Origin of the sequence: Phenylobacterium kunshanense, assembly GCF_003254525.1 — a bacterium.
Lineage (GTDB): Bacteria > Pseudomonadota > Alphaproteobacteria > Caulobacterales > Caulobacteraceae > Phenylobacterium > Phenylobacterium kunshanense.
In genome coordinates this window covers 15,444-36,841 of record NZ_QFYS01000006.1, presented here as the reverse complement: position 1 = coordinate 36,841, position 21,398 = coordinate 15,444, and the positions used below count along the sequence as shown (strand labels likewise).

The following is a 21,398-nucleotide window of genomic DNA, read 5'->3' as shown; positions in this document are numbered from 1 at the left end:
ATGAGCGGACATTCCACTTACGAGCCGAAGACCGGCATCGAGCGCTGGCTCGACACCCGTCTCCCGATCGTCCGGTTCATGAAGGACACGGCGATCGACTTCCCGACGCCGAAGAACCTGAACTACTGGTGGACTTTCGGCGGCATCCTCGCGCTGATGCTGGGCATCCAGCTCGTGACCGGCATCGTGCTCGCGATGCACTACGTGCCGCACGTCGACCACGCCTTCGCCTCGGTCGAGCGCATCATGCGCGACGTCAACTACGGTTGGCTGCTCCGCTACATGCACGCCAACGGCGCCTCGATGTTCTTCCTGGCGGTCTACATCCACATGATCCGCAACCTCTACTACGGCTCCTACAAGGCGCCGCGCGAGGTGCTCTGGATCATCGGCTGCCTGATCTATCTGGCCATGATGGCCACCGCCTTCATCGGCTACGTGCTGCCCTGGGGCCAGATGAGCTTCCACGGGGCCGTCGTGATCACCAACCTGTTCGGCGCGCTGCCGATCGTCGGTGAGCCGATCACCACGTGGCTGTGGGGCGGCTTCGCGGTGGACAATCCCACGCTGAACCGCTTCTTCTCGCTGCACTACCTGCTGCCCTTCGTGATCGCGGGCCTCGTGGTCCTGCACATCTGGGCGCTGCACGTGCCGGGCAACAACAACCCGACCGGCGTGAACGTGAAGTCGGAGGCCGACACCGTTCCGTTCCACCCGTACTACACGGTGAAGGACGGCTTCGCGATCGCGGTCTTCCTGCTGCTTTACGCCAGCTTCGTCTTCTACAACCCGAACGTCCTGGGCCACGCCGACAACTACGTGCCGGCCAACCCGCTGGTGACCCCGGCGCACATCGTGCCTGAATGGTACTTCCTGCCGTTCTACGCGATCCTGCGCGCGGTTCCGGACAAGCTCGGCGGCGTGCTGCTGATGTTCGGCGCCATCGCCACCCTGTTCGTCCTGCCCTGGCTGGATACGTCCAAAGTGCGCTCGATGCGCTACCGTCCGACGGCGCGGCTCTACTTCTTCATCTTCGTCCTGGCCGCGCTGGTGCTCGGCTACTGCGGCGCCAAGCTGCCCGACGATCCGGTGATCGGCGCCGCTACCGGCCTGATGCTGCTGGACGCCGACATCAACAGCTTCGTCTGGCTGAGCCGCCTCGCGACGCTCTACTTCTTCGCCTACTTCTGGGTCATCCTGCCCGTGCTCGGCCTCACCGAGACGCCGCTGCCCGTGCCGGAATCGATCTCCGAACCTGTCCTGTCGCATCCCGCCTCGACGCCCGCGGGCGCCGCGGCGTCGCCTGAAAAGAGGGGCTGAGCCTTAAGATGCTGCGCAAAGGTATCGCGCTCGCGGCGCTGGGGCTGGCCCTGATCGCCGCCCCGGCGGCCCAGGCCGCCACCGGCCACGCCGTGATGAAGCACGTGTCGTGGTCGTTCGACGGGCCCTTCGGCAAGTACGACACGGCCCAGCTCCAGCGGGGCTACAAGATCTATCGGGAGGTCTGCTCGGCCTGCCACTCGATGGAGCTGGTGTCGTTCCGGAACCTCGGCGAGAAGGGTGGGCCCTTCTACGATCCGAAGTATCCGAACCCGAACGACAACCCGTATGTGAAGGCCCTGGCCAAGGACATCCAGGTCCCGGACATCGACTCCGAGACGGGCGACGTCGTCCAGCGCCCGGCCGTTCCGGCCGACCGTTTCCCGAAGCCGTACCCGAACGCCGCGGCCGCGGCGGCCGGCAACGGCGGCGCCATTCCGCCGGACCTGTCGGTGATCGCCAAGGGCCGGACCGGCGGGCCGGACTACATCTACTCGCTGCTGACGGGCTACAAGGCTCCGCCGGCCGGGCTGACCGTCAATCCGGGCCAGAACTACAACGTCTCGATGCCCGGCGATGTGTCCGGCCAGTGGACGGGCGACCATCACAAGGTGCCCCCGGGCGGCTTCCTGGCCATGCCGCCGCAACTCGCCGACGGCAAGGTGACCTACGACGACGGCACTCCGTCGACGGTGGATCAGCAGGCCAAGGACGTGGCCGCCTTCCTCATGTGGGCCGCCGAGCCCAAGATGATGGCGCGCAAGCAGTTCGGCTTCGGCGCGATGATCTACCTCGCCCTGTTCACGGCGCTGCTCTACTTCAGCTACCGCCGCGTCTGGCGCAACGTCGCGCACTGAGGCGACGTCCACGGATTTGGCGAGGGCCCCGGAGCGATCCGGGGCCCTTCTGCTATCTGGCGGGCTGCACGATGAGTCGGCCGGCCGGGAAGTCGAAGCGCAGCCGGAAGTGCGCCAGCACCGGTCCGCCCAGGACGCCCACCACCCCGCCGTCCGCCGGCATAAGGCCCGTCGCCACGTCCCGTCCCACGGCGCCGGCGAAGCTCACCTGCGGCAACCGGGCGAACCAGACGCCGTCCTGATATAGCTCCTGAGGGTCCGACAGGCCGGGCGCCTGGGCGAGGTCGTCGGCGAGCCGAAGGGGCGCGTTCGCGCCGCTGGCGACCACAAACCGCCCCCGGATCTCGTGCGCGTCGTCCGACACGGCGGCCTCCACTGTCGGCCGGCCCAGGTCCCAATCCAGCGCCAGGACGTGGCCCCTGAAGGGCGCCGCCCCGCCAGGCGACGAGAGACGGATGCGACAGGGAGCGTAGCTCACGTCCACCACGTGCCCTCTCAGGGCGTCGGCCCCGATCACCCCCGCCAGGGGCGTCGACAGGTTCCAGCCGCGGACGTCCAGGTCGGCCACGCCGATGGACAGTCCGTCCACTGTGGCGCCGGCGACCTGTACGCTCCCCGTTAGATCGTCCGCGACGATCCCCTCGGATCGCGCGCGCGTGTCGTGCAGAAGGGTCCGCGGTGCGCCGGTGTCGAGCACAAAGTCGCCGGCCAACCCGGCCACCGTCGCGGACACGACCGGCGCGCCGCCTTCGAACCGGCAGGCGACCTCGCCCGCGCCGGCGGCGCCCGCGGCGACGAGGCCGCTCGCCAATGCAGTGAGACTCAGACGCGCCACGCCCGACCATAGCGTGAGTTCGCGCCACGCCTTACCCTCGCCATCCCGTGCGCTAAATAGGACCCATGGCTCACACCCCCGCCTGGCGGAATTTCAAGCGCACCGAGGACCTCACGGTGGTGACGGCGGGGCTGATCTATGCGGGCGCGGTGGTGCACGCCTTTGACCGCCTGCCCGGCGGCTTCGCCCTGATCGCCGAGCGCACGCTCCTGTGGCCGGGCATCTTCCTGAGCCTTTCGCTGGGCGCGCCACTTGCGGTGGGCGTCCTGCGCCGGACGCTGGCCCGCTATGTCTGGATGAGCTTCCGGGCGGGATTCGGCCAGACCGCGCAATCGATCCTCACGGGCGTGGCCCTCCTCGCCGGGGCCGCGGCGTTCATGTACTGGCAGATTTCCAGCGCGGCGAATGGCGGCCGCTACCCGGCCGGCGTCTTCTCCGGCTATGCCGCCGGAATCGGCATCCTCGCGGCCCAGGCCGCTCTGGTGCGGGTGCTGGAGAAGCATCCCGAGGTCCGCCGCGAGATCGAGGTCTAGGCTTCCTCGCCGCCGCGTCCGCCGCCGTGGCGGGCGAAGAGGGCCAGCGTGCGCAGCCGCGACAGCCGGGCGGAGTCCGCGTGGAAGCCGTTGGGCGCCACGAAGGCATGTCCCGCCTCGTACATGTAGACGGGCAGGTCCGGGTGCGCCGTGCGGATCCGCTCCACATCATCCGGCGGGATCAACTCGTCCGCCTTGCCCAGGTGCAGGATGGTCGGGACCGTGGGCGTATCGGCCAGGCAGTCCTTGATCTGACCGCCGTAGTAGGCGGCGACGGCCGACAGCCCGCTGCAGCGCGCCGCCGCCAGCCACGCCACCGTCCCGCCGAAGCAGAAGCCGATGGCGAACACGGGCGGGCGCAGGGCGTCGATCGCGGCCTGGACCGCGTCCAGCACGCCCACGCCCCACCCGACGGACTCCGCGAAGCCGTTCTGCCGCTGGAAGAGGGCCGGATCGGTATCGCGCTCGGCGAAGCCGCGCTGGAAGCGGTCGAACAGGCTGGGGACCAGAACCTCGTAGCCGTCCTCGGCGAAACTGTCGGCCAACTCCCGCAGATGGGGCGTCACCCCCCAGATCGCATGGCAGATCACGAGCCCGCCGCGGCGCGCGTCGGTCGGCGCGGCGCGATAGGTGTCGAACGCGAAGCCGTCCTTGGCGCTGTGGAGCTGGACCGTTCCGCCCATCAGGCGTTGTCGAACAGCTCGAGAGTCCGATGGCGGGCCAGGTCCGCAGCCTCGGCGTTGTAGCGCTCCGGGCTTTCATTGTTGAAGCCATGGCCCGCGCCTTCGTAGATGTGGACGGGCACATCCGGATGGTGCTGCCGGATGGCCGTCTCGACCTCGTCGGCGTCGATCCCAGGGTCGGTGCGCCCCAGGTGGACGATGGTGGGGCATTTCGGCGTCTCGGCCGCGAACGACTTCACGAGGCTGCCGTAGTAGCTTGAGGCCGCAGCGACGCCGGGGAGCCGCGTGGCGCTGAGCCAGGTCAGCGAACCGCCGTAGCAGTAGCCCACCACGCAGACCTTCTCGCCATGCCGCTGCAGGAAGTCGCGGCAGGCGGCGATGTCGCCCAGCGCCTGCTCCAGCGGCGTGGCGCGCGCTTTCTCCAGGCCGGCCTTGATGCCGGCGTCGTCGTGCTCGGCGTGGAAGTCGCGCTGCAGGCGGTCGAACAGCGCCGGCGCCAGGGCCTCGTAGCCCATCTTCGCCCAGCGGGAGACATCGGCCCGGACGTGCCGATCGATGCCGAAGATCTCCTGGATCACGATCACCCCGCCCTTGCGGGGCGTGAAGGCAGGCTCGTGATAGGCGGAGAACTCGAAACCGTCGGCTCCCGCCAGGGTGATCGTCTCCGCCATCGTCAGTCTCCCGTATCTTCCGTCAGACGTTGAACCTGAAGTTCATCACATCGCCGTCGCGGACGACATACTCCTTGCCCTCGGAGCGCAGCTTGCCCGCGTCCCGCGCGCCGGCCTCGCCGCCCAGTCCGACATAGTCCTCGTAGGCGATGGTCTCGGCCCGGATGAAGCCCTTCTCGAAATCGGTGTGGATCACGCCGGCCGCCTGCGGGGCGGTGTCGCCCTTGTGGATCGTCCAGGCGCGCGCCTCCTTCGGGCCCACGGTGAAATAGGTCTGCAAGCCCAGCAGGTGGTAGGCCTCGCGGATCAGCTTGTTGAGGCCCGGCTCGGTCAGGCCCAGGGTCTCCAGGAACTCAGCGCGCTCCTCGGGATCGAGCAGGGCGATCTCGCTCTCGATCTTGGCCGAGATGACCACGCTGTCGGCGCCGTCGCGAGTGGCGCGGTCCTGAACCTGCTTGGATAGGGCGTTACCCTCGGCGGCCGACGCCTCGTCCACGTTGGCCACATACAGCGCCGGCTTGGACGTGAGGAGCTGCAGCATCCGCCAGGCCTTGTCGTCCTCGGCCGACACCTTCGCCACCCGGGCCGGGCGGCCCTCGTTCAGCTCGGCCAGGGCCAGCTTCACGAGGCGCAGCGTCGTGGTCGCTTCCTTGTCGCCGACCTTGGCCCGCTTCTCCAGGTTCACCACGCGCTTCTCGAGGCTTTCCATGTCGGCCAGCATCAGCTCGGTCTCGATGGTGTCGAGGTCGGCCAGCGGGTCGATCCGCCCTTCCACGTGGGTGATGTCGTCGTCGATGAAGCAGCGGGCGACGAAGGCGATGGCGTCGCAGTCGCGGATGTTGGCCAGGAACTGGTTGCCCAGGCCCTCGCCCTTCGACGCCCCGCGCACCAGACCCGCCACGTCCACGAAGTTGATCCGCGCCGGGATGATCTCCTTCGACGGGATCACCTTGGCCAGCGCCTCCAGGCGCGGCTCCGGCACGGCCACGTCGCCGACGTTCGGCTCGATGGTGCAGAACGGATAGTTCGCGGCCTGGGCGGCGGCCGTCTGGGTGAGGGCGTTGAAGAGGGTCGACTTGCCGACGTTCGGCAGGCCGACGATGGCGACTTTGAGAGCCATGGAGTGCGCAGTTCCTAGAATGAAGGCGCCGCACCTAGCACGCGCGCGCGCCCGCGCGAAGCGCTGAGGACCCGGTCAGGCCTCGGCCAGCGCCTTGGCGGCCAGGTCGCGCCACTGCTTGCCTTCGCGCCGGAAGTGGGGAGCCAGCTTCGTCAGGCGCTTATCCATGTCGGCGACCATCGCCCGGGCCTGGTCCTTGCGGCCGGTGCGGGCCAGGAAGGCCGCGTAGCGGCCCATGCCCTCGAAGCCTGGCAAGCGGGTGGCGGCGTCGCTGAGGGCGGCCTCGGCCTCTTCCGCCCGGCCGACGGCCTCATAGGCCCGGCCCAGCGCCAGAACCGCGCTCGGCGTCTGGCCCTCGGACGCGTCCGCCCTGAGGCGCTCCAGCACCGCCAGGGCGTCGGCGCCGCGGTTCAGCTCAAGCAAGGCGTTGGCGCGGCCCAGCAGCAGGGCGGGGTCCTCGGCGTGGATCCCCTGCGCCGCCTCGGCATAGAGCCGTTCCGCCTCGTCGTGCCGGCCGAGCGTGGCGGCGGCCTGGGCCAGTCGCGACTGGTTGCGGACGGTCGGTGTCTCCTCGCATGCGGCCTTCGCCTCACGATACTCTCGCATCGGGTCGAGCGCGGCGCGGGTGGCGGCGCCAAGGCGCTGGGCGCCGGGGCCGCGCAGCATCTCGGGCAGGACGATGGCGATCAGGTAGACGATCCCGCCGATGGGCTGGAAGATCAGGATGATCCAGAGCCAGAAGAGCTCCCGGCCCGTGCGGACGACATGGACGGCCAGGGCGATCGCGACGATCAACGACAGGCCGATCAGTGGCAGCGAGCCGCCCAGCAGGTTGAACAGACTCATTCGCCGCCCCGCGCCAGTTTCCGCGGATCGGCCTTTTCGGCGGGGGCCAGGCGCATGACCTCGGCCTGGTATTTCTCGTCCTCGCCCAGGGCGAGCAGAGGCATGGCGTCGGCGCAGGCCTCAAGCAGGGGCTCGACCCACTTCATCTCGGCCTTGTGGAAGTCCGACAGCACGTGGCCGTGCACCAGCGCCTTGTCGCCCGGGTGGCCGGTGCCCAGCCGCGCGCGGCGGAAGTCTGGGCCCACCTGGGCCGCCACCGAGCGGATGCCGTTGTTGCCGGCCGCGCCACCGCCCGTCTTCATCCGGAAGCGCCCGGGCGCGAGGTCGATCTCGTCGTAGAAGACCACCAGGTCAGACGGCTTCAGCTTGAAGAACTTGAGCGCTTCGCCGACCGCCCGGCCGCTCTCGTTGTAGTAGGTCTGCGGCTTCAGGATCAGCGCGCGGACCGGGCCGTCCGGCGTGTCGATGGCGCCCTCGGACGCCTGGCTGTGGAAACGCGAACGCGCCGGCGAGAACCCCCACCGGCGCGCAATTTCGTCAACGGCCAGGAAGCCGATGTTGTGACGGTTCTTCGCGTAGGTCGGGCCTGGATTCCCAAGCCCCGCGATGAGCAGCATCGTCGTCCCTCAGGGAGGGGCGAGGATCAGCCCTCGCCGCCCGCTTCGCCTTCGCCTTCGGCCTCGGTCCCGGTCCGGGAGCCGGCGATCGAGGCGACGACCAGATCGCCGTCCACGGCCGCGGTAACGCCCTTCGGCAGCTTCAGGTCGGAGACGCGGATCGTGGCGCCGATCTCAAGACCCTTCAGGTCGATCACGATCTCTTCCGGGATGTGGTCGGCCGGGCAGGAGACGTTCAGGGTGTGGAGCACGACCGCCAGGTTGCCGCCGCGCTTCAGGCCCGGGGATTCTTCCTGGTGGGCGAAGTGCACCGGCACCTCGATCTTGATCTGCTGGTGCTCGTCGACCCGGTAGAGATCGAAGTGCCACGGCTCGTCCGTCACCGGGTGCATGTCCACGGCCTTGGCGATGACCGGCTGGGTCTCGTCGCCATACTTCAGGGTCACGAGGTGGCCCAGGAGCTTGCCGGTGTAGAGCGCCTTGCGGAACTCGTTGGACTTCACGGCGATGGCCACGGGGTCCTTCGCGCCGCCGTACAGGATGCCCGGCACCTTGCCGGCCCGACGGGTTTCACGGGAGCCGCCGGTACCGGTCCGCTCGCGCACTTCAACGTTCAATACGATCTCGGCCATGGCCTTGCCTCAAAACGAAGCCGCCGCGCGACTCGCGCGCGGCGACAAATTCCGTGACCTGTCGGTCGAAAGGGTGCGCGTAGATACACAAAAGCTCCGGCGGGCGCAACGGGGCCGGACGCGTCAGTTTCAGCTCTTTCGCGCGGGCTTGCGGGCTGGAGCCTTTTTCGTCGGCATGCCCTTGTTGATCGAGTCCTGGCTGGGCACGAACCGCGGTTCGTAGGGTTCCGGCAGGCCGGCGGCTTTGATCATGCAGCGCCCGGTGTCCATCATCGCGTGCTGCCCCAGGCAGAAGACGTCCTCGTAGTGCGGCCGCGCGACGGCCAGGCACTGATAGAGGTTCAGCTTCGACATGTTCATGCACGTGCCCACGTTGGGCTCCTGCATGAGGCCCAGGACCTGTTCGACGTTCGCATCCCCGGCCTCCCCGAGAGCGGCCAGGGCCGCGATCGCGAGGCTTCGGACGACGGTGGGCGTGTAGGGGGGCGCGGCGGTGGCGGCGGTCACGGCCAGCGGCGTTGCGCCGATGGAGGCCTGTTGCAGTCGGGCGGTTTCGGCGACGTCGCCGGCCATGGCGGAGGCCGAGAGTGTCTTGGCCGCCTGGAGCCGGGCGCTGCGGTCGGCCACCTCGGCCTTCGACCAGGGCTGGCGCTGGATATCGTAGGCCGACTGCTTGACGCTCTTGCCGCCATCGTACAGTCGCTGGCCCTCGCCCCCTATGGCGCCGATCACCAGGCCTGCGGCGCTGGCTGAGCCGGGAAGGCCGACGGCGTAGGCAGGGTCACGCAGAATCTCGTGAGCCACCTGCCGACGGGAGGCGGCGTCCTTGGCGTAGACCCGCACGCCATCCACGAAGGTCTTGTCCTGCAGCGCCGCGACAGCGCCATAAGCCATGGCCCCGCGCAGGAGCTGGCCAGGCTCGTAGGCGGCGCCCACCTTCAGCGACCGCGCCACGCCGTCGCCGTCGGCGAAGTCGCTGGTGATGCCTGTCGAGCGGACCATGTAGTAGCGATAGGCGCCGGCCAGCTCGATCAGCTTCGGCGACAGGGCCACGCTCGGAGGGGCGGGCGGCGGCGGCGGGGGCGGCGGCGGTTCGGCGCAGGCCGCGACCAGGATGGCGGCGAGGACGGCCGAAGCGGTCTGTCTGACCGGAAAGCGGAACGGCATCAGGCGACTCCCCCTCTCGCGAGTGGTGATTCTACTCAATTCGCCCCCGAATTGGCCCCTGGCTTACCCGCCGTCGCCCGGCGTCGGCAAGCTTGGGCGAGCCTTTGGCTCAATCGAAGAGTTTGGACACGCTCTCTTCGTTGGCGATGCGGCGGATCGCCTCGCCGACCAGCGGCGCGCAGGTGACGGTGCGGATCTTGGTCTCGCCCAGCACCTGTTCCGACGCTTCGATGGAGTCGGTGATCACCAGTTCCTTCAGCACCGAGTTCTTCACCCGCTCGGTGGCCGCGCCCGACAGGACGCCGTGCGTGACATAGGCCGAGACCTCAACCGCGCCGGCGTCGATCAGCGACTTGGCCGCCGAGCAGAGGGTGCCCGCCGAGTCGGCGATATCGTCGAACATGATGAGCCGGCGGCCGACGACGTCACCGATGATGTTGGCCACCTCGGACTTGCCGGGGCCCGTGCGCCGCTTGTCGACGATCGCGAGGTCCGCGTTGAGGCGGCTCGCCACCGCCAGCGCCCGCACCACCCCGCCCACGTCGGGCGAGACGATCATCAGCTCGGACGGCTTCTCGTAGTTCTCCTTGATGTCCTGCGCCATCAGCGGCGCGGCCAGCAGGTTGTCGGTCGGGATGTCGAAGAAGCCTTGGATCTGGCCGGAGTGCAGGTCCATCGTCAGCACCCGGTCGGCGCCGGCGCGGGTGATCAGGTTCGCGACCAGCTTGGCCGAGATCGGCGTGCGGCCGCCGGTCTTCCGGTCCTGCCGCGCGTAGCCGAAGTAGGGCATCACCGCCGTGATCCGCCGGGCCGACGCGCGCTTCAGCGCGTCGATGCAGATCAGCAGCTCCATCAGGTGGTCGTTGGCCGGGTAGCTGGTCGACTGCAGGACGAAGACGTCCTCGCCGCGCACGTTCTCGTCGATCGTGACCCAGACCTCATTGTCGGCGAAGCGCTTCACCTGCGCCTTGGTCAGCGGCAGGTCCAGGTGGTTCGCAACGGCCTGAGCCAGCGTATGATTCGAGTTGCCGGCGAGCAGCTTCATCGGACCCCCTTGGACGAATGCGCGGGCTTGTAGCAGCGCCGCGCCCTGAGTCCATCCCTGACGAGCCTGTCCCCGACGCTAGGTCAGGACGATCGCCGAGAGCAGCCGCCCGTAGTCCGGCTCGCCCAGCTTGAAGGCCCGCCGGTTGGAGAAGAACAGCTCCGGCTCGGCGCAGGTGTCGCGGCCGATCCACTCGCAGCGCTCGATCCCGGCGACCCGCAAGCGGTGCAGGACGAAGGCGGGCAGGTCGAACTGACGCTTGTCCGGCCCCGCTCCGGAGGTGAAGAAGCGGCCATAGGCCGGGTCCTTGTCGGTGAAGCGGGCCTCATATTCGAGCCCCACCTCGTAGGACGCCGGCCCGATGCACGGGCCGACCGCTGCGACGATTCGCCCGCGGCGGGCGCCCAGCGATTCCATCCTGGCTATGGCGTCCTCGGCCACCCCGGTCAGCGCGCCCTTCCAGCCGGCGTGCGCCGCGCCGACGACACGCGCCTCGGCGTCGGCCAGCAGGATCGGGGCGCAGTCGGCGGCCAGCGCGCCACAGACGACGCCCGGCGTGGCGGTCACCACCGCGTCCCCCTCGGGGGGCGCGTCCGGCCAGGGGCGGTCGGCCACGTGCGCGGTCGCGGAATGCACCTGGTAGGCCGTCACCAGCGCTCCGCCCAGGTGCGCCGCCGCCCGCCGCCGGTTCTCGGTCACCGCGTTCGGATCGTCCTTCGAGCCCACGCCGACGTTCAGGCTGGCGTAGATCCCGTGCGAGACCCCGCCCTGCCGCGTGAAGAAGGCGTGGCGGATTCCCGGCAGGTCCAGTAGCGGCGAGGTCAGGACGGGCAGGTCGGTCATCTCACGCCTCCGCGAACGCCGGCGGCGCCCAGCCGGGCGAGCTCAGGCAGCAGGTCTTGAAGAGTTCGCCCATCTCGTCGGCGCCGATCAGCCGCTGGAGCTGACGGCCGATCAGGGACGCCCTGTCGGGCCGCGCCCGCACCAGGGCCTCGGCCCGGGCGCCGATCCCCATGCGAGCCAGGAACTGGGCCTGGGTCAGGATCGCCGCCTCCGCCCCGCTCCGCCGCGCCGCGGCCATCACCGCCGGGAAGTCGGCCCAGACGGTGAGATCGGCTTCTCCCGGACAGGCGAGCGGGTCGACCTTCCGGTGGCGCGTGAGGGCCTGCAGCGTGTCGCCGAAGCCTGGCGTGTCGCGGCCGTAGTCGATCAGCAGGGCGGCCCCGCCGTCGCGGACCAGACGCTCGCCCAGGGCCTGACCCAGCGCGGCCTGCGCGCCGGAGACCTCCACGACCGCGCCATCCCTTGCGTCCGCGACCGGGGCGGATGCGGGCACGCGGCCGAAAGCGAGCCGGCCGTCGGGCCCCAGGCCCACCACCTGCTCGGTCCAGCCGGCCGCGGTCTTCACGAACTGACGCGCCGGCAGGCAGTCCAGCAGCTCGTTCGCGACCAGCAGCAGAGGATGGCCGCCGGGAACTTCGTCCAGCGACCGCGCCCACCGGACTCCATCGCCCAGACGTTGACGTTGCAGCGCCGCGAGAGGCTCCGAGGTCTCAACCAGCCAGACCTCGGCCGCCTCGAGGAAGCCGGGCAGGGCGCGACCGGCCCGCAGCAGGTCGCTCATCAGTGTTCCGTCGCCGGGGCCCATCTCGACCAGGATGAAACGCTGCGGCGCGCCTATCGCCTGCCACGCGCTGGCCATCCACAGGCCGATCAGTTCACCGAACATCTGGCTGATCAGTGGCGCGGTGATGAAGTCGCCGCCTTCGCCCAGCGCCGGGCGCGTGGCGTAGTAGCCGTCCCGGGGGTCGTGCAGGCAGGCGGTCATGAACTGGGCCACGGTCATGGGCCCGGATTGCCGGATCTCCGCCGCCAGCCGGTCGGCCAGGCTCATCCCTTTTCAGGCAGCGTGGGCGGCAGGGGCTCGCGCATGCCGCGCCAGATCAGGAACGCGCCGGCCAGCAGCATGGGGATCGACAGGATCATTCCCATGGTCAGGCCCAGCGGCAGGTTCTCGAGCCCGGCGTCCGGCTCTCGCACGGTCTCGATGGCGATGCGGAAGACCCCGTAGAACAGCACGAAGATCCCCGCGACCACTCCCCGGCGATCGCCCAGCTTCGCTATGTGCGTCGCCCAGCGCAGGATCAGGAACAGGATGAGGCCCTCGAACAGCGCCTCGTAAAGCTGGCTCGGATGCCGCGGGACAGTGCCCGCCGGACAATAGCCGTGGGTCTTCACGATCTGCTCGTTGCAGAAGCGCACGGCCCAGGGCAGGCCGGGCGCCTCGCGGCCCCAGAGCTCGCCGTTGATGAAGTTGGCGCAGCGGCCGAGGAAGTGGCCGATCGGGTAGGCAGGCGCCACGACGTCGGCGATCCGCAGCAGGTCCAGCTTGTTCTTCCAGGCGAAGAGGATCATCGCGATCGACACGCCGATCACGCCGCCGTGGAAGCTCATGCCGCCTTCCCAGGTGCGGAAGATGCTGAGCGGATCGGCCAGCGTCTCCGAGAAGGGCGTGTAGAACAGCACGTGGCCCAGCCGGCCGCCGCCGATCACCCCGATGGCGATCCACAGGATCAGGTCGTCCATCTGCTCGGGCGTGAAGGGGGCGGGGCGGCGCGTCCAGAGCCGCCCATTCTTCAGCAGGCCTGTGGCGTATCGCCACCCCAGCAGTATCCCGGCCACGTAGGCCAGGGCGTACCAGCGTATGGCGAGCGGCCCCAGTTGCACGAGGATGGGGTCGATATTGGGGAAGGGCACTGGCGCTCTGCTCCGGCGTTGGAGCTGTGGACTTAGACGAGAAGCCCTTCGCTTTCATCCCCCGAAGGGCCATATAGAGGCTGAACGGGACGGTTGACCGGCCCTTAAGAAGACAACGATGCAGACCCAGAACCCCCTACTCGACGAGATCGCCAAGCTGACCACCGCCGCCATGGGGCTGGCCCAGGCCGCGGGCGACGAGGCCAAGGCCGCCATGCGCAGTCAGGCCGACCGCGTGGCCGCCGAACTCGACCTCGTCCGGCGCGAAGATCACGAGGCGCTCAAGGCCGAGGTCGCCGCTCTGCGCGCCGAGATCGAGGCGCTCAAGGCCGTCAAGAAGCCGGCGCGGCCGGCGAAACAAGCGTGACCGTATCGCATACCGCGCGAGGAGGGCTCGCGCGTCGCAAGAACTCGCTGACACCTCTGTCAGGAAACAGTTTAGCTTCGACTCTACGGACGATTCGGGGGCGGCGTTCCGTCCACCGTCCGTGTCGAAAGGGGTCGTGATGGACACCTCCCACGCAGACGACAACGTCGTCCTGACGAACGATCCTCTCGACGTGGTGGAGCATGTCCTCACCGCCGAGAACCTGCCTTTCGACCGCACCGAGGACGGTGACCTCGCCTTCACCCTGGCCGGCGACTGGAAGGACTACGAGCTCTGGTTCGCCTGGCGGCCCGAGGGCGACACCCTGCAGCTCTGCCTGTCGATGGACCTCGCGGTTCCGCGCGCGCGCCGCCAGGTGGCCCAGGAACTGATCGCCACCATCAATCCCCGCGTCTGGCTCGGCCACTTCGAGCTGTGGGACGAGGGCGAGATCATCTTCCGGCACGGCATGGCGCTGATGACCGGAGAACAGCCCAGCCTCGCCCAGGCCGCGGCGATGATCGACGTGGCGGTGGAGGCGGCCGACCGCTTCTTCCCGGCCTTCGACTTCCTCCTGCGCGGAGCCAAGACGCCCCAGGAAGCCATCGCCGCCTGCATGTTCGAGACGGTGGGCGAGGCGTAGGACCTGAATTGGCGGAGGGCGGCTATGCCCGCCGCCCGCCGGCCCAGAAGCGCTCTTGCGGTTTGAAGAATTCGTCGGCTTGCCGAAGAGCGACGCCTTGGGCACGAGGCGCGCCCATGCGTTCGACCCTTGTCACTATGCTGCGCGGTCCCGTCCCGATCCGTTCGGGCGAGGCGGCGCGCGCGGCGGTCGGCGCTCTCGCCGGCGTCGCTGCCGCCGGCCTCCTGGCGCGGGCCCTGGTCGACGGCGCGGTCTCCGAGGTTCCGCTGCTGGTCGGCCCGATCGGGGCGTCGGCGGTGCTGGCCTTCGCCGTGCCGGCCAGTCCCCTGGCCCAGCCCCGAGCGATCATCGGCGGCAATGTGCTCTCCGCCCTCGTCGGAGTGACCTGCGCCCTGGCCATCCCGCAGCCCGCGCTGGCTGCGGCCGTGGCGGTAGGCGGCGCGATCCTCGTCATGGCGCTGCTCGGCTGTCTGCACCCGCCGGGCGGGGCGGTGGCGCTAGGCGCGACCCTTGGCGCTGGGGCGGTCTCGCCGTCGGGCTACGCCTATGTGCTGGCGCCGGTTGGGATCTGCTCGGTCCTGCTGGTCCTGGCCGCCATGCTCTACGGACGCCTCACGGGGCACGCCTACCCGCACCGCGTGGTGACGGCGCGCTCACCGCACCGCACCGCCGACCCGCCGCCTGGAGAGCGCCTGGGTTACACCCCCGCCGATCTCGACCGGGCGCTGGCGCAGTACGGCGAACTGCTCGACGTCAGTCGGGAGGACCTCGATGCGCTCTTTAGGCAGGTGGAGTTGCAGGCGCACCGCCGGCTGCATTCCCAGATCCATTGCCGCGATATCATGTCCCGGGATGTGATCGCTGTGGACCTCAACCAGAGCGCCGAGAGCGCCCTGGCCTACCTGCGCCAACATGAGCTGCGCGCGGCGCCGGTGATCGACTCCGACCGGCGCGTGGTGGGGATGGTGCGGCGCGCCGAGCTGGTCGCCGGTCGCGGCCGCCGCGTCGAGGCGGTGCTGGACCCCTTCGTCCACAAGGTGCGGCCTGGAACGCCGATCGAGGCGCTGCTGCCTCTCCTGTCCAGCGGGGTCACGCACGAGGCGCTCGTGGTGGACGAGGCGCGCCGCCTCGTCGGTGTGATCACCCAGACCGACCTATTGGCGGTCCTCTATCGGGCCCATGTGGTGGAGGCGGTGGTGTCCGCGACCGCCGCCTGATCGCCGGAATCCACAATATGGGCAGGGCGTCCGGACCGTCTGGCGGGGCCGCCAGCCGCAGGTAACTCCCTCTTAACTCCGTCCGCGCGTCAAGCGACCAGTAAGTTCGCGCGGGGGGAACGAGGCATGGCGGAGGGGTTGGCGGCGTTGCGCCTGCTTGTGGTCGACGACAATCCGCAGATGCGGACCATCGTCGGCACGGTGCTGAAGGCGGCGGGCATCCGCGACCTCCACTACGCGCCGAACGGCCGGGTCGCCTGGCACGGCCTCGCCGAGATCAAGCCCGACATCTGTTTCGTCGACTACGAGATGCCGGTCATGAACGGGCTCGACTTTCTGTCGATCGTCCGCGGCCTCAACTCGCCGCTGCGCTTCATGCCGGTCATCATGCTGACCGGGCACTCTGACGAACTGCGGCTTACCGCCGCCCGCGATCGCGGTGTCAACGAGTTCCTCGCCAAGCCCGTGAGCGCCCGGACCATCCTCATGCGCCTCCATGCCGTGATCATGCGGCCGCGGCCGTTCGTGACATCCGAGAGCTATTTCGGACCCGACCGGCGCCGCCGGACGACCCCCAGCTTTGCCGGCCCCTTCCGCCGCGCTGAGGACCGCGTGCCTGACCGCCGGGAAGTCTTCGAACTCTGACCGCGCGGCCGGTATGGCTGCCCGCTCGCATGCGGCATGCCGCCGCATCGCACCGCTTCCAAGGCACGGAAACGCCTGAAAAAACGCCCTGAAGATTGAACTTCTCAAGGCCGCGCAACCTTGGCGCGTGTTCGCAGAGCGGCGTGTTAGGTCGTGGGAAAGGTTAGCGCGACCATACCATGTTCCATGACCCGAACGGTCCGTGAAACCCTTCTGACGATCGCCCTCTGCGGGGGTATCGGCGTGTTCAGCGCCGCCGTGCTGCTGGGCGCGTCCCGGTCTCCCGATCCGACCGAGGCGGCCGGCGTGTTCCCGCCTTGGTGGAGCCGGCAGGCTGTCCTGGCCGCCGCTGGGCAGGCCGGAGTCATCCGCGACCTGGGCGCGGTCCCGTTCATCGTCGTCATCCGCGATCCGGCAGGGCAGGCGCAGGCGCGTCTCCAGGCGGCCGGCGCACTCTTCTCTGTCGGCCCCGCCGGCTCCTTCGCCTGCGGCAGCTAGAGGACTAACTCCCGTGTTCCAGACCATCGCCGAACAGCGCAGCTTCGCCAACCGCATCGTCATCGGGGGCATCTGGCTCCTCGTGCCGATCATCGCCCTCGCCGCCATGCTGGTGCATGGAAACTGGCTGCCGCTGACGATCGCCGCCGCCGGCATCGCGGGCGGCGCCACCGCGGCCTGGCGGCTGTTGAGCGAGAGCCCGGTCGTGCGCATCACCGCCGGGGTGGCGCAGATGGCGCAGATCTCCCTGCTGGTGGGCGGCTTCTCCGGCCATCCCTGGCAGATCGACATGCACATGGCCTACTTCGCAGGCCTGGCGGTGCTGATCGTCTACTGCGACTGGCGCGTGATCGCGGCGGCCACCTTGATCGTGGCGGTCCACCACCTGCTGCTCTCCTTCGTCCTGCCGGCCGCGGTCTTCCCTGGCGGCGGCGACATTGCGCGCGTGCTGGTGCACGCGGTGATCCTGCTGGTCGAAGCGGGGGTTCTGATCTGGGTCGGGCACAACCTCTACGCCATGTTCGAGCGGTCGGGTCTGATGCTCAAGCAGGCCTCCGAAGCCCGCGACCGCGCCGAGTCGGCCATGGCCGACGCCGAGGCCGCCCGGGCTGGCGAGGCCAAGGCCGCGGCCGATCGCGAGCGCGTGCGCCGCGCGTCGGAGCAGGAGGCCGAGCTCGTCGTCGGCGCCCTGGCCGACGGTCTGGGCAAGCTGGCCCGGGGCGACACGACCCACCGCATCTCGGCGGCCTTCCCCGACCACTACGGCCAGCTCAAGACCGACTTCAACGCCGCGGCCGACCAGCTCCAGTCGACCCTGCGCTCGATCGTCGAGGTGAACGGCCGCGTGCGGGGCAGCGTCTCGGAGATTGCTGGCGCCTCGAACCACCTGTCGCAACGCACGGAGCAGCAGGCTGCGACGCTCGAGGAGACCGCTGCGGCCCTTGACGAGATCACCGCCACGGTGAAGCGCACCGCCGCCGGCGCCCGCGATGCAGGCCAGGTGGTCGGCGCCGCCCGCGATCACGCCGAGCAGTCGGGCGAGGTCGTTCAGGCCGCGGTCGACGCCATGAACGGCATCGAGGAATCCTCGAAGCAGATCAGCCAGATCATCGGGGTGATCGACGAGATCGCGTTCCAGACCAACCTGCTGGCCCTCAACGCGGGCGTCGAGGCGGCCCGCGCCGGAGACGCCGGCAAGGGCTTCGCGGTCGTGGCTTCGGAAGTCCGGGCCCTGGCCCAGCGCTCGGCCGAAGCCGCCAAGGAGATCAAGGCCCTGATCACGACCTCCACCTCCCAGGTGGGCGAGGGCGTGGCCCTGGTCGGCCGCACGGGCGAAGCCCTGGCGCGCATCGTCGCCGAGGTGGGCCAGGTGAACACTGCGATCGCCGAAATCGTGAGCTCGACCGCCGAGCAGGCCACCAGCCTGCAGGAGGTCAACAGCGCCATGAACGGCCTCGACAGCATGACCCAGCAGAACGCCGCCATGGTCGAGGAGGCCACCGCGGCGACCCAGGCCCTGGCCGCCGAGGCCGAGCGCCTAACCCAGCTCATGGCGAGATTCCAGATCGCCGGGGGCGGCACGGTGTCACCGGCGAAGCGGGCGGCCTGACCGCCCGCTCCGGCGAACCGGACTACTGGACGCCAAGCACCTTCTTCAGGAACAGCACCTCGGTGGCCCGCACGGCCTCCTGGTTCGCCTTCTTGTAGATGCCGTGGCCCTCGTCCTTGGCGAGGACGTACCAGACCTCGGTCCCCTGGGCCCGCAGCCTGGCCACCATCTGCTCGGACTCGCTGCGCGGCACCCGCGGGTCGTTGGCGCCCTGGAAGACCATCATCGGCTTCTTCATCCGGTCGCTCATCCGGATCGGCGCGATGCGGTCGAACACGGCCCTCATCTTCGGGTCACGCTCGTCGCCGTACTCGGCCCGGCGCAGGTCGCGGCGATAGCCCTCGGTGTTCTGCAGGAAGGTGACCCAGTCCGAGATGCCGTAGAGGTCGATGGCTCCGGCGATGCGGTCGTTGTAGTGGCCGGCGACCGCCAGGACCATGTAGCCGCCGTACGACTGGCCAACCACCGCCACCCGGCTGGCGTCGAGATCTGGCTGGGTCGCCACCCAGTCCAGCAGGGCGCCTATATCCTTCACCGAGTCCTCGCGCTTCTCGGCATTGTCGAGGCCCAGGTAGGTCTTGCCGTAGCCGGACGAGCCGCGGACGTTCGGGATGATCACTGCCGCGCCCAGCTCGTTCACCCACGATTGCCGGCGCGCGCTGAAAGCCGGCTGCTCCTGGCCCTCGGGGCCGCCGTGGATCTGGATCACCACCGGCAGCTTCCCGGTCGCGCCCTTGGGCTTGTAGATGAACGCCGGGATCTGGCGCTTGTCGAAGGTGGGGTACCGGAACAGCGCCGGTTCGACGAGCTTCGACGCATCGAGCCCCGCAAGCTCGCTCTCGGTCCAGCGCGTCAGCTCTCCGGACTTCAGATCGTAGCTCCAGACGTCGCCCGAGCTGGTGGAGGTGGAAAGGCTGAGGCCGATCCTAGACCCGTCGGGCGAGAACTTGGCGGCCGTGAGTACGCCCTGCGGCAGCTTCGGGCCGGGCAGAACCTTGCCGGTGGCGACGTCGCGCAGGACGAGGGTGGAATAGCCCTCTTCATTCACCGCCTGCAGCAGCGTCCTGCCGTCCGGCGAGAGGTCGAAGCCCTCCGAGCCCCATTTGGCGCCCGGCTCCAGGTCGCGGACCTTTCCCGTCTTCACGTCGATGATCACCGGCCGCGTGTGCTCCGCGCCGTCGTCCGACAGGGTCAGCACCGCCGTTCCGCCGTCGATCAATGCGCCACCCTGGTAGCCGATCTTGCGGCCGGTCGGACCGACGGGCGTCAGCTTGCCGCTGGCGACGTCCAGGATGAACAGCTCGACGTTGGTCTGGGCGAAGTACCGCTGGACGAGGATGGTCTTGCCATCGGCAGTTATGTCCACCGGGGCCATGGAGCCCGTGCCGTCCAGCACCTTGCGCCGGCTTTCCGGCTTGGACGGATCGGCCAGCATGATGTCGTAGTTGGGGTCGCCAGGCGTCACCTGGCTCCAGGCCACCAGCTTGCCGTCCTTCGAGAACGTGAAGCTCTGGTTCCGCGTGCCCGGCGCTGTGAGCTGGACCTCGGCGCCTTTCAGGTCCCGGACGTAGGCCTGGTAGTATTCCGCCCCGCCCACGTCGCGGGGATAGAGGTAGGTCGAGGTCCCCGGTACGGTCTCGGCCTGGCTGATCGGTTCGCCGAAGAAGGTGAGCTGGGTGCGTGCGCCCATCGGCTGGGCCACGCGGTGGATCTGGGTGGTGTCGCCGAACCGGGTGGCGATCAGCATCGAGCCGTCCGGCAGCCAGTCCTCGAACACCGCCGAGCGAGCGTTGTAGTAGGGCGCGATAGCCGCCTGCAGCGTTGCCGGAGTCGCCGGCGCGCCCTCGTAGACGATGTTCCCCACTTCCCGCCGTTCGACCTGCGCCGCCGCGCTGGAGAAGATCGAGAAGGCGAGGGCGGTTCCGAGCAGGAGCGCGCGTGACGGCATGACGAGGTCCCCGACAGAAAATCGAAGCGGCGAGGCAAGCGCGACCATCGCCTTACGTCAACGAAACTCGACGCAACGCCGTTCGGGGTTTCACGGCCGGGCCTAAGTCCGCTAAGCCTCCGCGCATGATCACGCCGATCCTGATGCTGGGCGCCGGGCGCATGGGCGGGGCCATGATCGAGGGCTGGCTCGCCGCCGCCGCCTTCGACGGCCGCGAACTGATGATCCGCGACCCCAGTCCCGGCCCCGCAGCCCGGGCCGCCGAGGCGGCCGGAGCGATGCTGAACCCGCCAGAGGCCGAATTGGCCCGGGCGAGCACGGTCGTCCTTGCGGTGAAGCCCCAGCTCTGGCGCGAGGCGGCGGCCGAGACGGCGGCGTGGCTGGGTTCCTCGGCGGTGATCGTTTCGATCGCCGCGGGCGTGAAGTCAGGCGACATCTCCAAGGCCTTCGGCGGGCGCTGCGTGGCGCGGGTGATGCCGACGACCGCCGCCGCCATCGGCCAGGGCACGGCCAGTCTGTACGCCGATGATCCTGCCGCCCTGGCGCGCGCCCATGCCCTGTTCGAGCCGCTAGGCGCCGTGGTCGACCTGACGGACGAGGCCCTCATGCACGCGGCGACCGCGGTCTCGGGGTCCGCGCCGGCCTATCTCTATGCGTTCATCGAGGCGCTGGAGGCGGCCGGGGCCTCGGCAGGCCTCTCGCCGAAGGACGCCCAGCGCCTCGCCCGCAGCACCCTCACCGGCGCGGCGGCGCTGCTGGCGCGCAGCGGGGAGGAGCCATCGGACCTGCGCCGCCAGGTCACCTCGCCCGGGGGCACCACGGAGGCGGCGTTGAACGTTCTGCTCAGCGACACTGGCCTGCCGCCGCTGCTGCGCGAGGCCGTCGGCGCGGCGGTGCGCCGCTCGAAGGAGCTCGGCGCCTAGCTCTTTCGCCCTAGCTCTTTCGCCCTAGCTCTTTCGCCACGTCTGGCCCTGGCAGACGATGGCGATGCAGCCCTCGACCTTCAGCGTTCCGTTGGGGTTGACCGACAGCTTGCTGTCATAGGTCTTGCCGCTCTGGGGGTCGTAGATCTTGCCGCCCGTCCACTTGCCGGGCCCGGCCGCCTTGAAGCCCCAAAGCATGGGCAGCCCCATGATCGGCCGCGCCTTCAGCTTGGCGTCGGGGTTGTTGGCGTCGGTGGCCTTGGCCTCGGCCGGATTCTTCACCCACGAGACGTTGCCGCAGAGCCGGTCGACCTTCCCCGGACAGGGCGCGATCTTGACCTTCGCCGTGCCGCTCTGGGTCAGCCACTCGCCATGGGCGGGATCGGCGAGCGCCGGTGCGGCGCAGAGGGCGAGAACGGCGGCGAGGGCGGCGGCGCGCATGTGAGGCTCCTGAGGATGACGTGG

At 69.5% G+C, this 21,398-nt stretch carries 24 protein-coding genes; 10 read left to right on the top strand and 14 right to left on the bottom strand.

Annotated features, from left to right (window positions below):
• On the top strand, positions 1–1,320 hold the full coding sequence (locus DJ019_RS13715) for a cytochrome b (RefSeq protein ID WP_111276620.1): 1,320 nt from the start codon (positions 1–3) through the stop codon (positions 1,318–1,320).
• An 8-nt stretch (positions 1,321–1,328) separates the two neighbouring features.
• The gene (locus DJ019_RS13710) at positions 1,329–2,177 is read left to right on the top strand and encodes a cytochrome c1 (protein WP_111276619.1); all 849 of its coding nucleotides are present in this window, start codon (positions 1,329–1,331) and stop codon (positions 2,175–2,177) included.
• Between the two features lie 52 nt (positions 2,178–2,229).
• Here DJ019_RS13710 and DJ019_RS13705 read toward each other — a convergent pair whose 3' ends face one another.
• The gene (locus DJ019_RS13705) at positions 2,230–3,012 is read right to left on the bottom strand and encodes an aspartyl protease family protein (protein ID WP_111276618.1); all 783 of its coding nucleotides are present in this window, start codon (positions 3,010–3,012) and stop codon (positions 2,230–2,232) included.
• A 65-nt stretch (positions 3,013–3,077) separates the two neighbouring features.
• Between DJ019_RS13705 and DJ019_RS13700 the strand changes: the two genes are divergently transcribed.
• Positions 3,078–3,545 (top strand): hypothetical protein, encoded by a 468-nt coding sequence (locus DJ019_RS13700; protein ID WP_111276617.1) that lies wholly within the window; start codon positions 3,078–3,080, stop codon positions 3,543–3,545.
• Here the strand turns inward: DJ019_RS13700 and DJ019_RS13695 are convergent.
• The 11 genes from DJ019_RS13695 to lgt form a co-directional block, all read right to left on the bottom strand.
• The gene (locus tag DJ019_RS13695; protein ID WP_111276616.1) at positions 3,542–4,228 is read right to left on the bottom strand and encodes a dienelactone hydrolase family protein; all 687 of its coding nucleotides are present in this window, start codon (positions 4,226–4,228) and stop codon (positions 3,542–3,544) included. The genes DJ019_RS13700 and DJ019_RS13695 overlap by 4 nt on opposite strands.
• Positions 4,228–4,899: a dienelactone hydrolase family protein gene (locus DJ019_RS13690; protein WP_111276615.1), complete on the bottom strand. Its 672-nt coding sequence runs from the start codon at positions 4,897–4,899 to the stop codon at positions 4,228–4,230. The genes DJ019_RS13695 and DJ019_RS13690 overlap by 1 nt, the downstream gene beginning before the upstream one ends.
• Before the next feature lie 22 nt (positions 4,900–4,921).
• Positions 4,922–6,019, bottom strand: coding sequence for a redox-regulated ATPase YchF (gene ychF, locus DJ019_RS13685; protein WP_111276614.1), 1,098 nt, complete (start codon positions 6,017–6,019; stop codon positions 4,922–4,924).
• A 75-nt stretch (positions 6,020–6,094) separates the two neighbouring features.
• The gene (locus DJ019_RS13680; protein WP_338066087.1) at positions 6,095–6,865 is read right to left on the bottom strand and encodes a tetratricopeptide repeat protein; all 771 of its coding nucleotides are present in this window, start codon (positions 6,863–6,865) and stop codon (positions 6,095–6,097) included.
• Positions 6,862–7,482: an aminoacyl-tRNA hydrolase gene (gene pth / locus DJ019_RS13675; protein ID WP_111276613.1), complete on the bottom strand. Its 621-nt coding sequence runs from the start codon at positions 7,480–7,482 to the stop codon at positions 6,862–6,864. The genes DJ019_RS13680 and pth overlap by 4 nt, the downstream gene beginning before the upstream one ends.
• A 26-nt stretch (positions 7,483–7,508) precedes the next feature.
• Entirely contained in the window at positions 7,509–8,114 is a 606-nt protein-coding gene (locus tag DJ019_RS13670; RefSeq protein WP_111276612.1) for a 50S ribosomal protein L25/general stress protein Ctc, read from the bottom strand.
• A gap of 129 nt (positions 8,115–8,243) precedes the next feature.
• Positions 8,244–9,281, bottom strand: coding sequence for a hypothetical protein (locus DJ019_RS13665; RefSeq protein ID WP_111276611.1), 1,038 nt, complete (start codon positions 9,279–9,281; stop codon positions 8,244–8,246).
• A 109-nt stretch (positions 9,282–9,390) separates the two neighbouring features.
• Positions 9,391–10,326 carry a ribose-phosphate pyrophosphokinase gene (locus DJ019_RS13660; protein WP_111276610.1) on the bottom strand — a complete coding sequence of 312 codons (936 nt, stop codon included), beginning with the start codon at positions 10,324–10,326 and terminating at the stop codon, positions 9,391–9,393.
• 78 nt (positions 10,327–10,404) lie between these two features.
• Positions 10,405–11,169, bottom strand: coding sequence for a peptidoglycan editing factor PgeF (gene pgeF, locus DJ019_RS13655; RefSeq protein ID WP_111276609.1), 765 nt, complete (start codon positions 11,167–11,169; stop codon positions 10,405–10,407).
• A gap of 1 nt (position 11,170) precedes the next feature.
• Positions 11,171–12,220, bottom strand: coding sequence for a class I SAM-dependent methyltransferase (locus tag DJ019_RS13650; protein ID WP_111276608.1), 1,050 nt, complete (start codon positions 12,218–12,220; stop codon positions 11,171–11,173).
• On the bottom strand, positions 12,217–13,083 hold the full coding sequence (lgt, locus tag DJ019_RS13645; RefSeq protein WP_111276607.1) for a prolipoprotein diacylglyceryl transferase: 867 nt from the start codon (positions 13,081–13,083) through the stop codon (positions 12,217–12,219). Before lgt ends, DJ019_RS13650 begins: the two co-directional genes overlap by 4 nt.
• A 118-nt stretch (positions 13,084–13,201) precedes the next feature.
• Between lgt and DJ019_RS13640 the strand changes: the two genes are divergently transcribed.
• The 6 genes from DJ019_RS13640 (at position 13,202) to DJ019_RS13615 (ending at position 18,062) form a co-directional block, all read left to right on the top strand.
• Entirely contained in the window at positions 13,202–13,450 is a 249-nt protein-coding gene (locus DJ019_RS13640; protein ID WP_111276606.1) for an accessory factor UbiK family protein, read from the top strand.
• A 139-nt stretch (positions 13,451–13,589) separates the two neighbouring features.
• Positions 13,590–14,093 (top strand): type III secretion system chaperone family protein, encoded by a 504-nt coding sequence (locus DJ019_RS13635; protein ID WP_111276605.1) that lies wholly within the window; start codon positions 13,590–13,592, stop codon positions 14,091–14,093.
• A 116-nt stretch (positions 14,094–14,209) separates the two neighbouring features.
• On the top strand, positions 14,210–15,310 hold the full coding sequence (locus DJ019_RS13630; RefSeq protein ID WP_111276604.1) for an HPP family protein: 1,101 nt from the start codon (positions 14,210–14,212) through the stop codon (positions 15,308–15,310).
• A 126-nt stretch (positions 15,311–15,436) separates the two neighbouring features.
• A complete protein-coding gene (locus DJ019_RS13625; protein ID WP_111276603.1) occupies positions 15,437–15,955 on the top strand; it encodes a response regulator in 519 nt (172 codons plus the stop codon).
• A 186-nt stretch (positions 15,956–16,141) separates the two neighbouring features.
• Positions 16,142–16,453: a hypothetical protein gene (locus tag DJ019_RS13620; RefSeq protein ID WP_111276602.1), complete on the top strand. Its 312-nt coding sequence runs from the start codon at positions 16,142–16,144 to the stop codon at positions 16,451–16,453.
• A 13-nt stretch (positions 16,454–16,466) separates the two neighbouring features.
• A complete protein-coding gene (locus DJ019_RS13615) occupies positions 16,467–18,062 on the top strand; it encodes a methyl-accepting chemotaxis protein (protein WP_111276601.1) in 1,596 nt (531 codons plus the stop codon).
• Between the two features lie 22 nt (positions 18,063–18,084).
• On the opposite strand, the gene DJ019_RS13610 is transcribed toward DJ019_RS13615, so the two are convergent.
• Positions 18,085–20,010 carry a S9 family peptidase gene (locus DJ019_RS13610; protein WP_111276850.1) on the bottom strand — a complete coding sequence of 642 codons (1,926 nt, stop codon included), beginning with the start codon at positions 20,008–20,010 and terminating at the stop codon, positions 18,085–18,087.
• Between the two features lie 128 nt (positions 20,011–20,138).
• Here DJ019_RS13610 and proC point away from each other — a divergent pair, with 128 nt between their 5' ends.
• Positions 20,139–20,933 (top strand): pyrroline-5-carboxylate reductase, encoded by a 795-nt coding sequence (proC, locus tag DJ019_RS13605; protein WP_111276849.1) that lies wholly within the window; start codon positions 20,139–20,141, stop codon positions 20,931–20,933.
• 24 nt (positions 20,934–20,957) lie between these two features.
• Here proC and DJ019_RS13600 read toward each other — a convergent pair whose 3' ends face one another.
• Positions 20,958–21,374 (bottom strand): DUF2147 domain-containing protein, encoded by a 417-nt coding sequence (locus DJ019_RS13600; RefSeq protein ID WP_111276600.1) that lies wholly within the window; start codon positions 21,372–21,374, stop codon positions 20,958–20,960.
• Positions 21,375–21,398: the final 24 nt, after the last annotated feature.

Bases quoted from the DNA above. Each gene is read 5' to 3' on its own strand.
- DJ019_RS13715 (WP_111276620.1), top strand. From the start codon at position 1: ATGAGCGGACATTCCACTTACGAGCCGAAGACCGGCATCGAGCGCTGG.
- DJ019_RS13710 (WP_111276619.1), top strand. From the start codon at position 1,329: ATGCTGCGCAAAGGTATCGCGCTCGCGGCGCTGGGGCTGGCCCTGATC.
- DJ019_RS13700 (WP_111276617.1), top strand. From the start codon at position 3,078: ATGGCTCACACCCCCGCCTGGCGGAATTTCAAGCGCACCGAGGACCTC.
- DJ019_RS13695 (WP_111276616.1), bottom strand. From the start codon at position 4,228: ATGGGCGGAACGGTCCAGCTCCACAGCGCCAAGGACGGCTTCGCGTTC.
- DJ019_RS13690 (WP_111276615.1), bottom strand. From the start codon at position 4,899: ATGGCGGAGACGATCACCCTGGCGGGAGCCGACGGTTTCGAGTTCTCC.
- ychF (WP_111276614.1), bottom strand. From the start codon at position 6,019: ATGGCTCTCAAAGTCGCCATCGTCGGCCTGCCGAACGTCGGCAAGTCG.
- DJ019_RS13680 (WP_338066087.1), bottom strand. From the start codon at position 6,865: ATGAGTCTGTTCAACCTGCTGGGCGGCTCGCTGCCACTGATCGGCCTG.
- pth (WP_111276613.1), bottom strand. From the start codon at position 7,482: ATGCTGCTCATCGCGGGGCTTGGGAATCCAGGCCCGACCTACGCGAAG.
- DJ019_RS13670 (WP_111276612.1), bottom strand. From the start codon at position 8,114: ATGGCCGAGATCGTATTGAACGTTGAAGTGCGCGAGCGGACCGGTACC.
- DJ019_RS13665 (WP_111276611.1), bottom strand. From the start codon at position 9,281: ATGCCGTTCCGCTTTCCGGTCAGACAGACCGCTTCGGCCGTCCTCGCC.
- DJ019_RS13660 (WP_111276610.1), bottom strand. From the start codon at position 10,326: ATGAAGCTGCTCGCCGGCAACTCGAATCATACGCTGGCTCAGGCCGTT.
- pgeF (WP_111276609.1), bottom strand. From the start codon at position 11,169: ATGACCGACCTGCCCGTCCTGACCTCGCCGCTACTGGACCTGCCGGGA.
- DJ019_RS13650 (WP_111276608.1), bottom strand. From the start codon at position 12,220: ATGAGCCTGGCCGACCGGCTGGCGGCGGAGATCCGGCAATCCGGGCCC.
- DJ019_RS13640 (WP_111276606.1), top strand. From the start codon at position 13,202: ATGCAGACCCAGAACCCCCTACTCGACGAGATCGCCAAGCTGACCACC.
- DJ019_RS13635 (WP_111276605.1), top strand. From the start codon at position 13,590: ATGGACACCTCCCACGCAGACGACAACGTCGTCCTGACGAACGATCCT.
- DJ019_RS13630 (WP_111276604.1), top strand. From the start codon at position 14,210: ATGCGTTCGACCCTTGTCACTATGCTGCGCGGTCCCGTCCCGATCCGT.
- DJ019_RS13625 (WP_111276603.1), top strand. From the start codon at position 15,437: ATGGCGGAGGGGTTGGCGGCGTTGCGCCTGCTTGTGGTCGACGACAAT.
- DJ019_RS13620 (WP_111276602.1), top strand. From the start codon at position 16,142: ATGACCCGAACGGTCCGTGAAACCCTTCTGACGATCGCCCTCTGCGGG.
- DJ019_RS13610 (WP_111276850.1), bottom strand. From the start codon at position 20,010: ATGCCGTCACGCGCGCTCCTGCTCGGAACCGCCCTCGCCTTCTCGATC.
- DJ019_RS13600 (WP_111276600.1), bottom strand. From the start codon at position 21,374: ATGCGCGCCGCCGCCCTCGCCGCCGTTCTCGCCCTCTGCGCCGCACCG.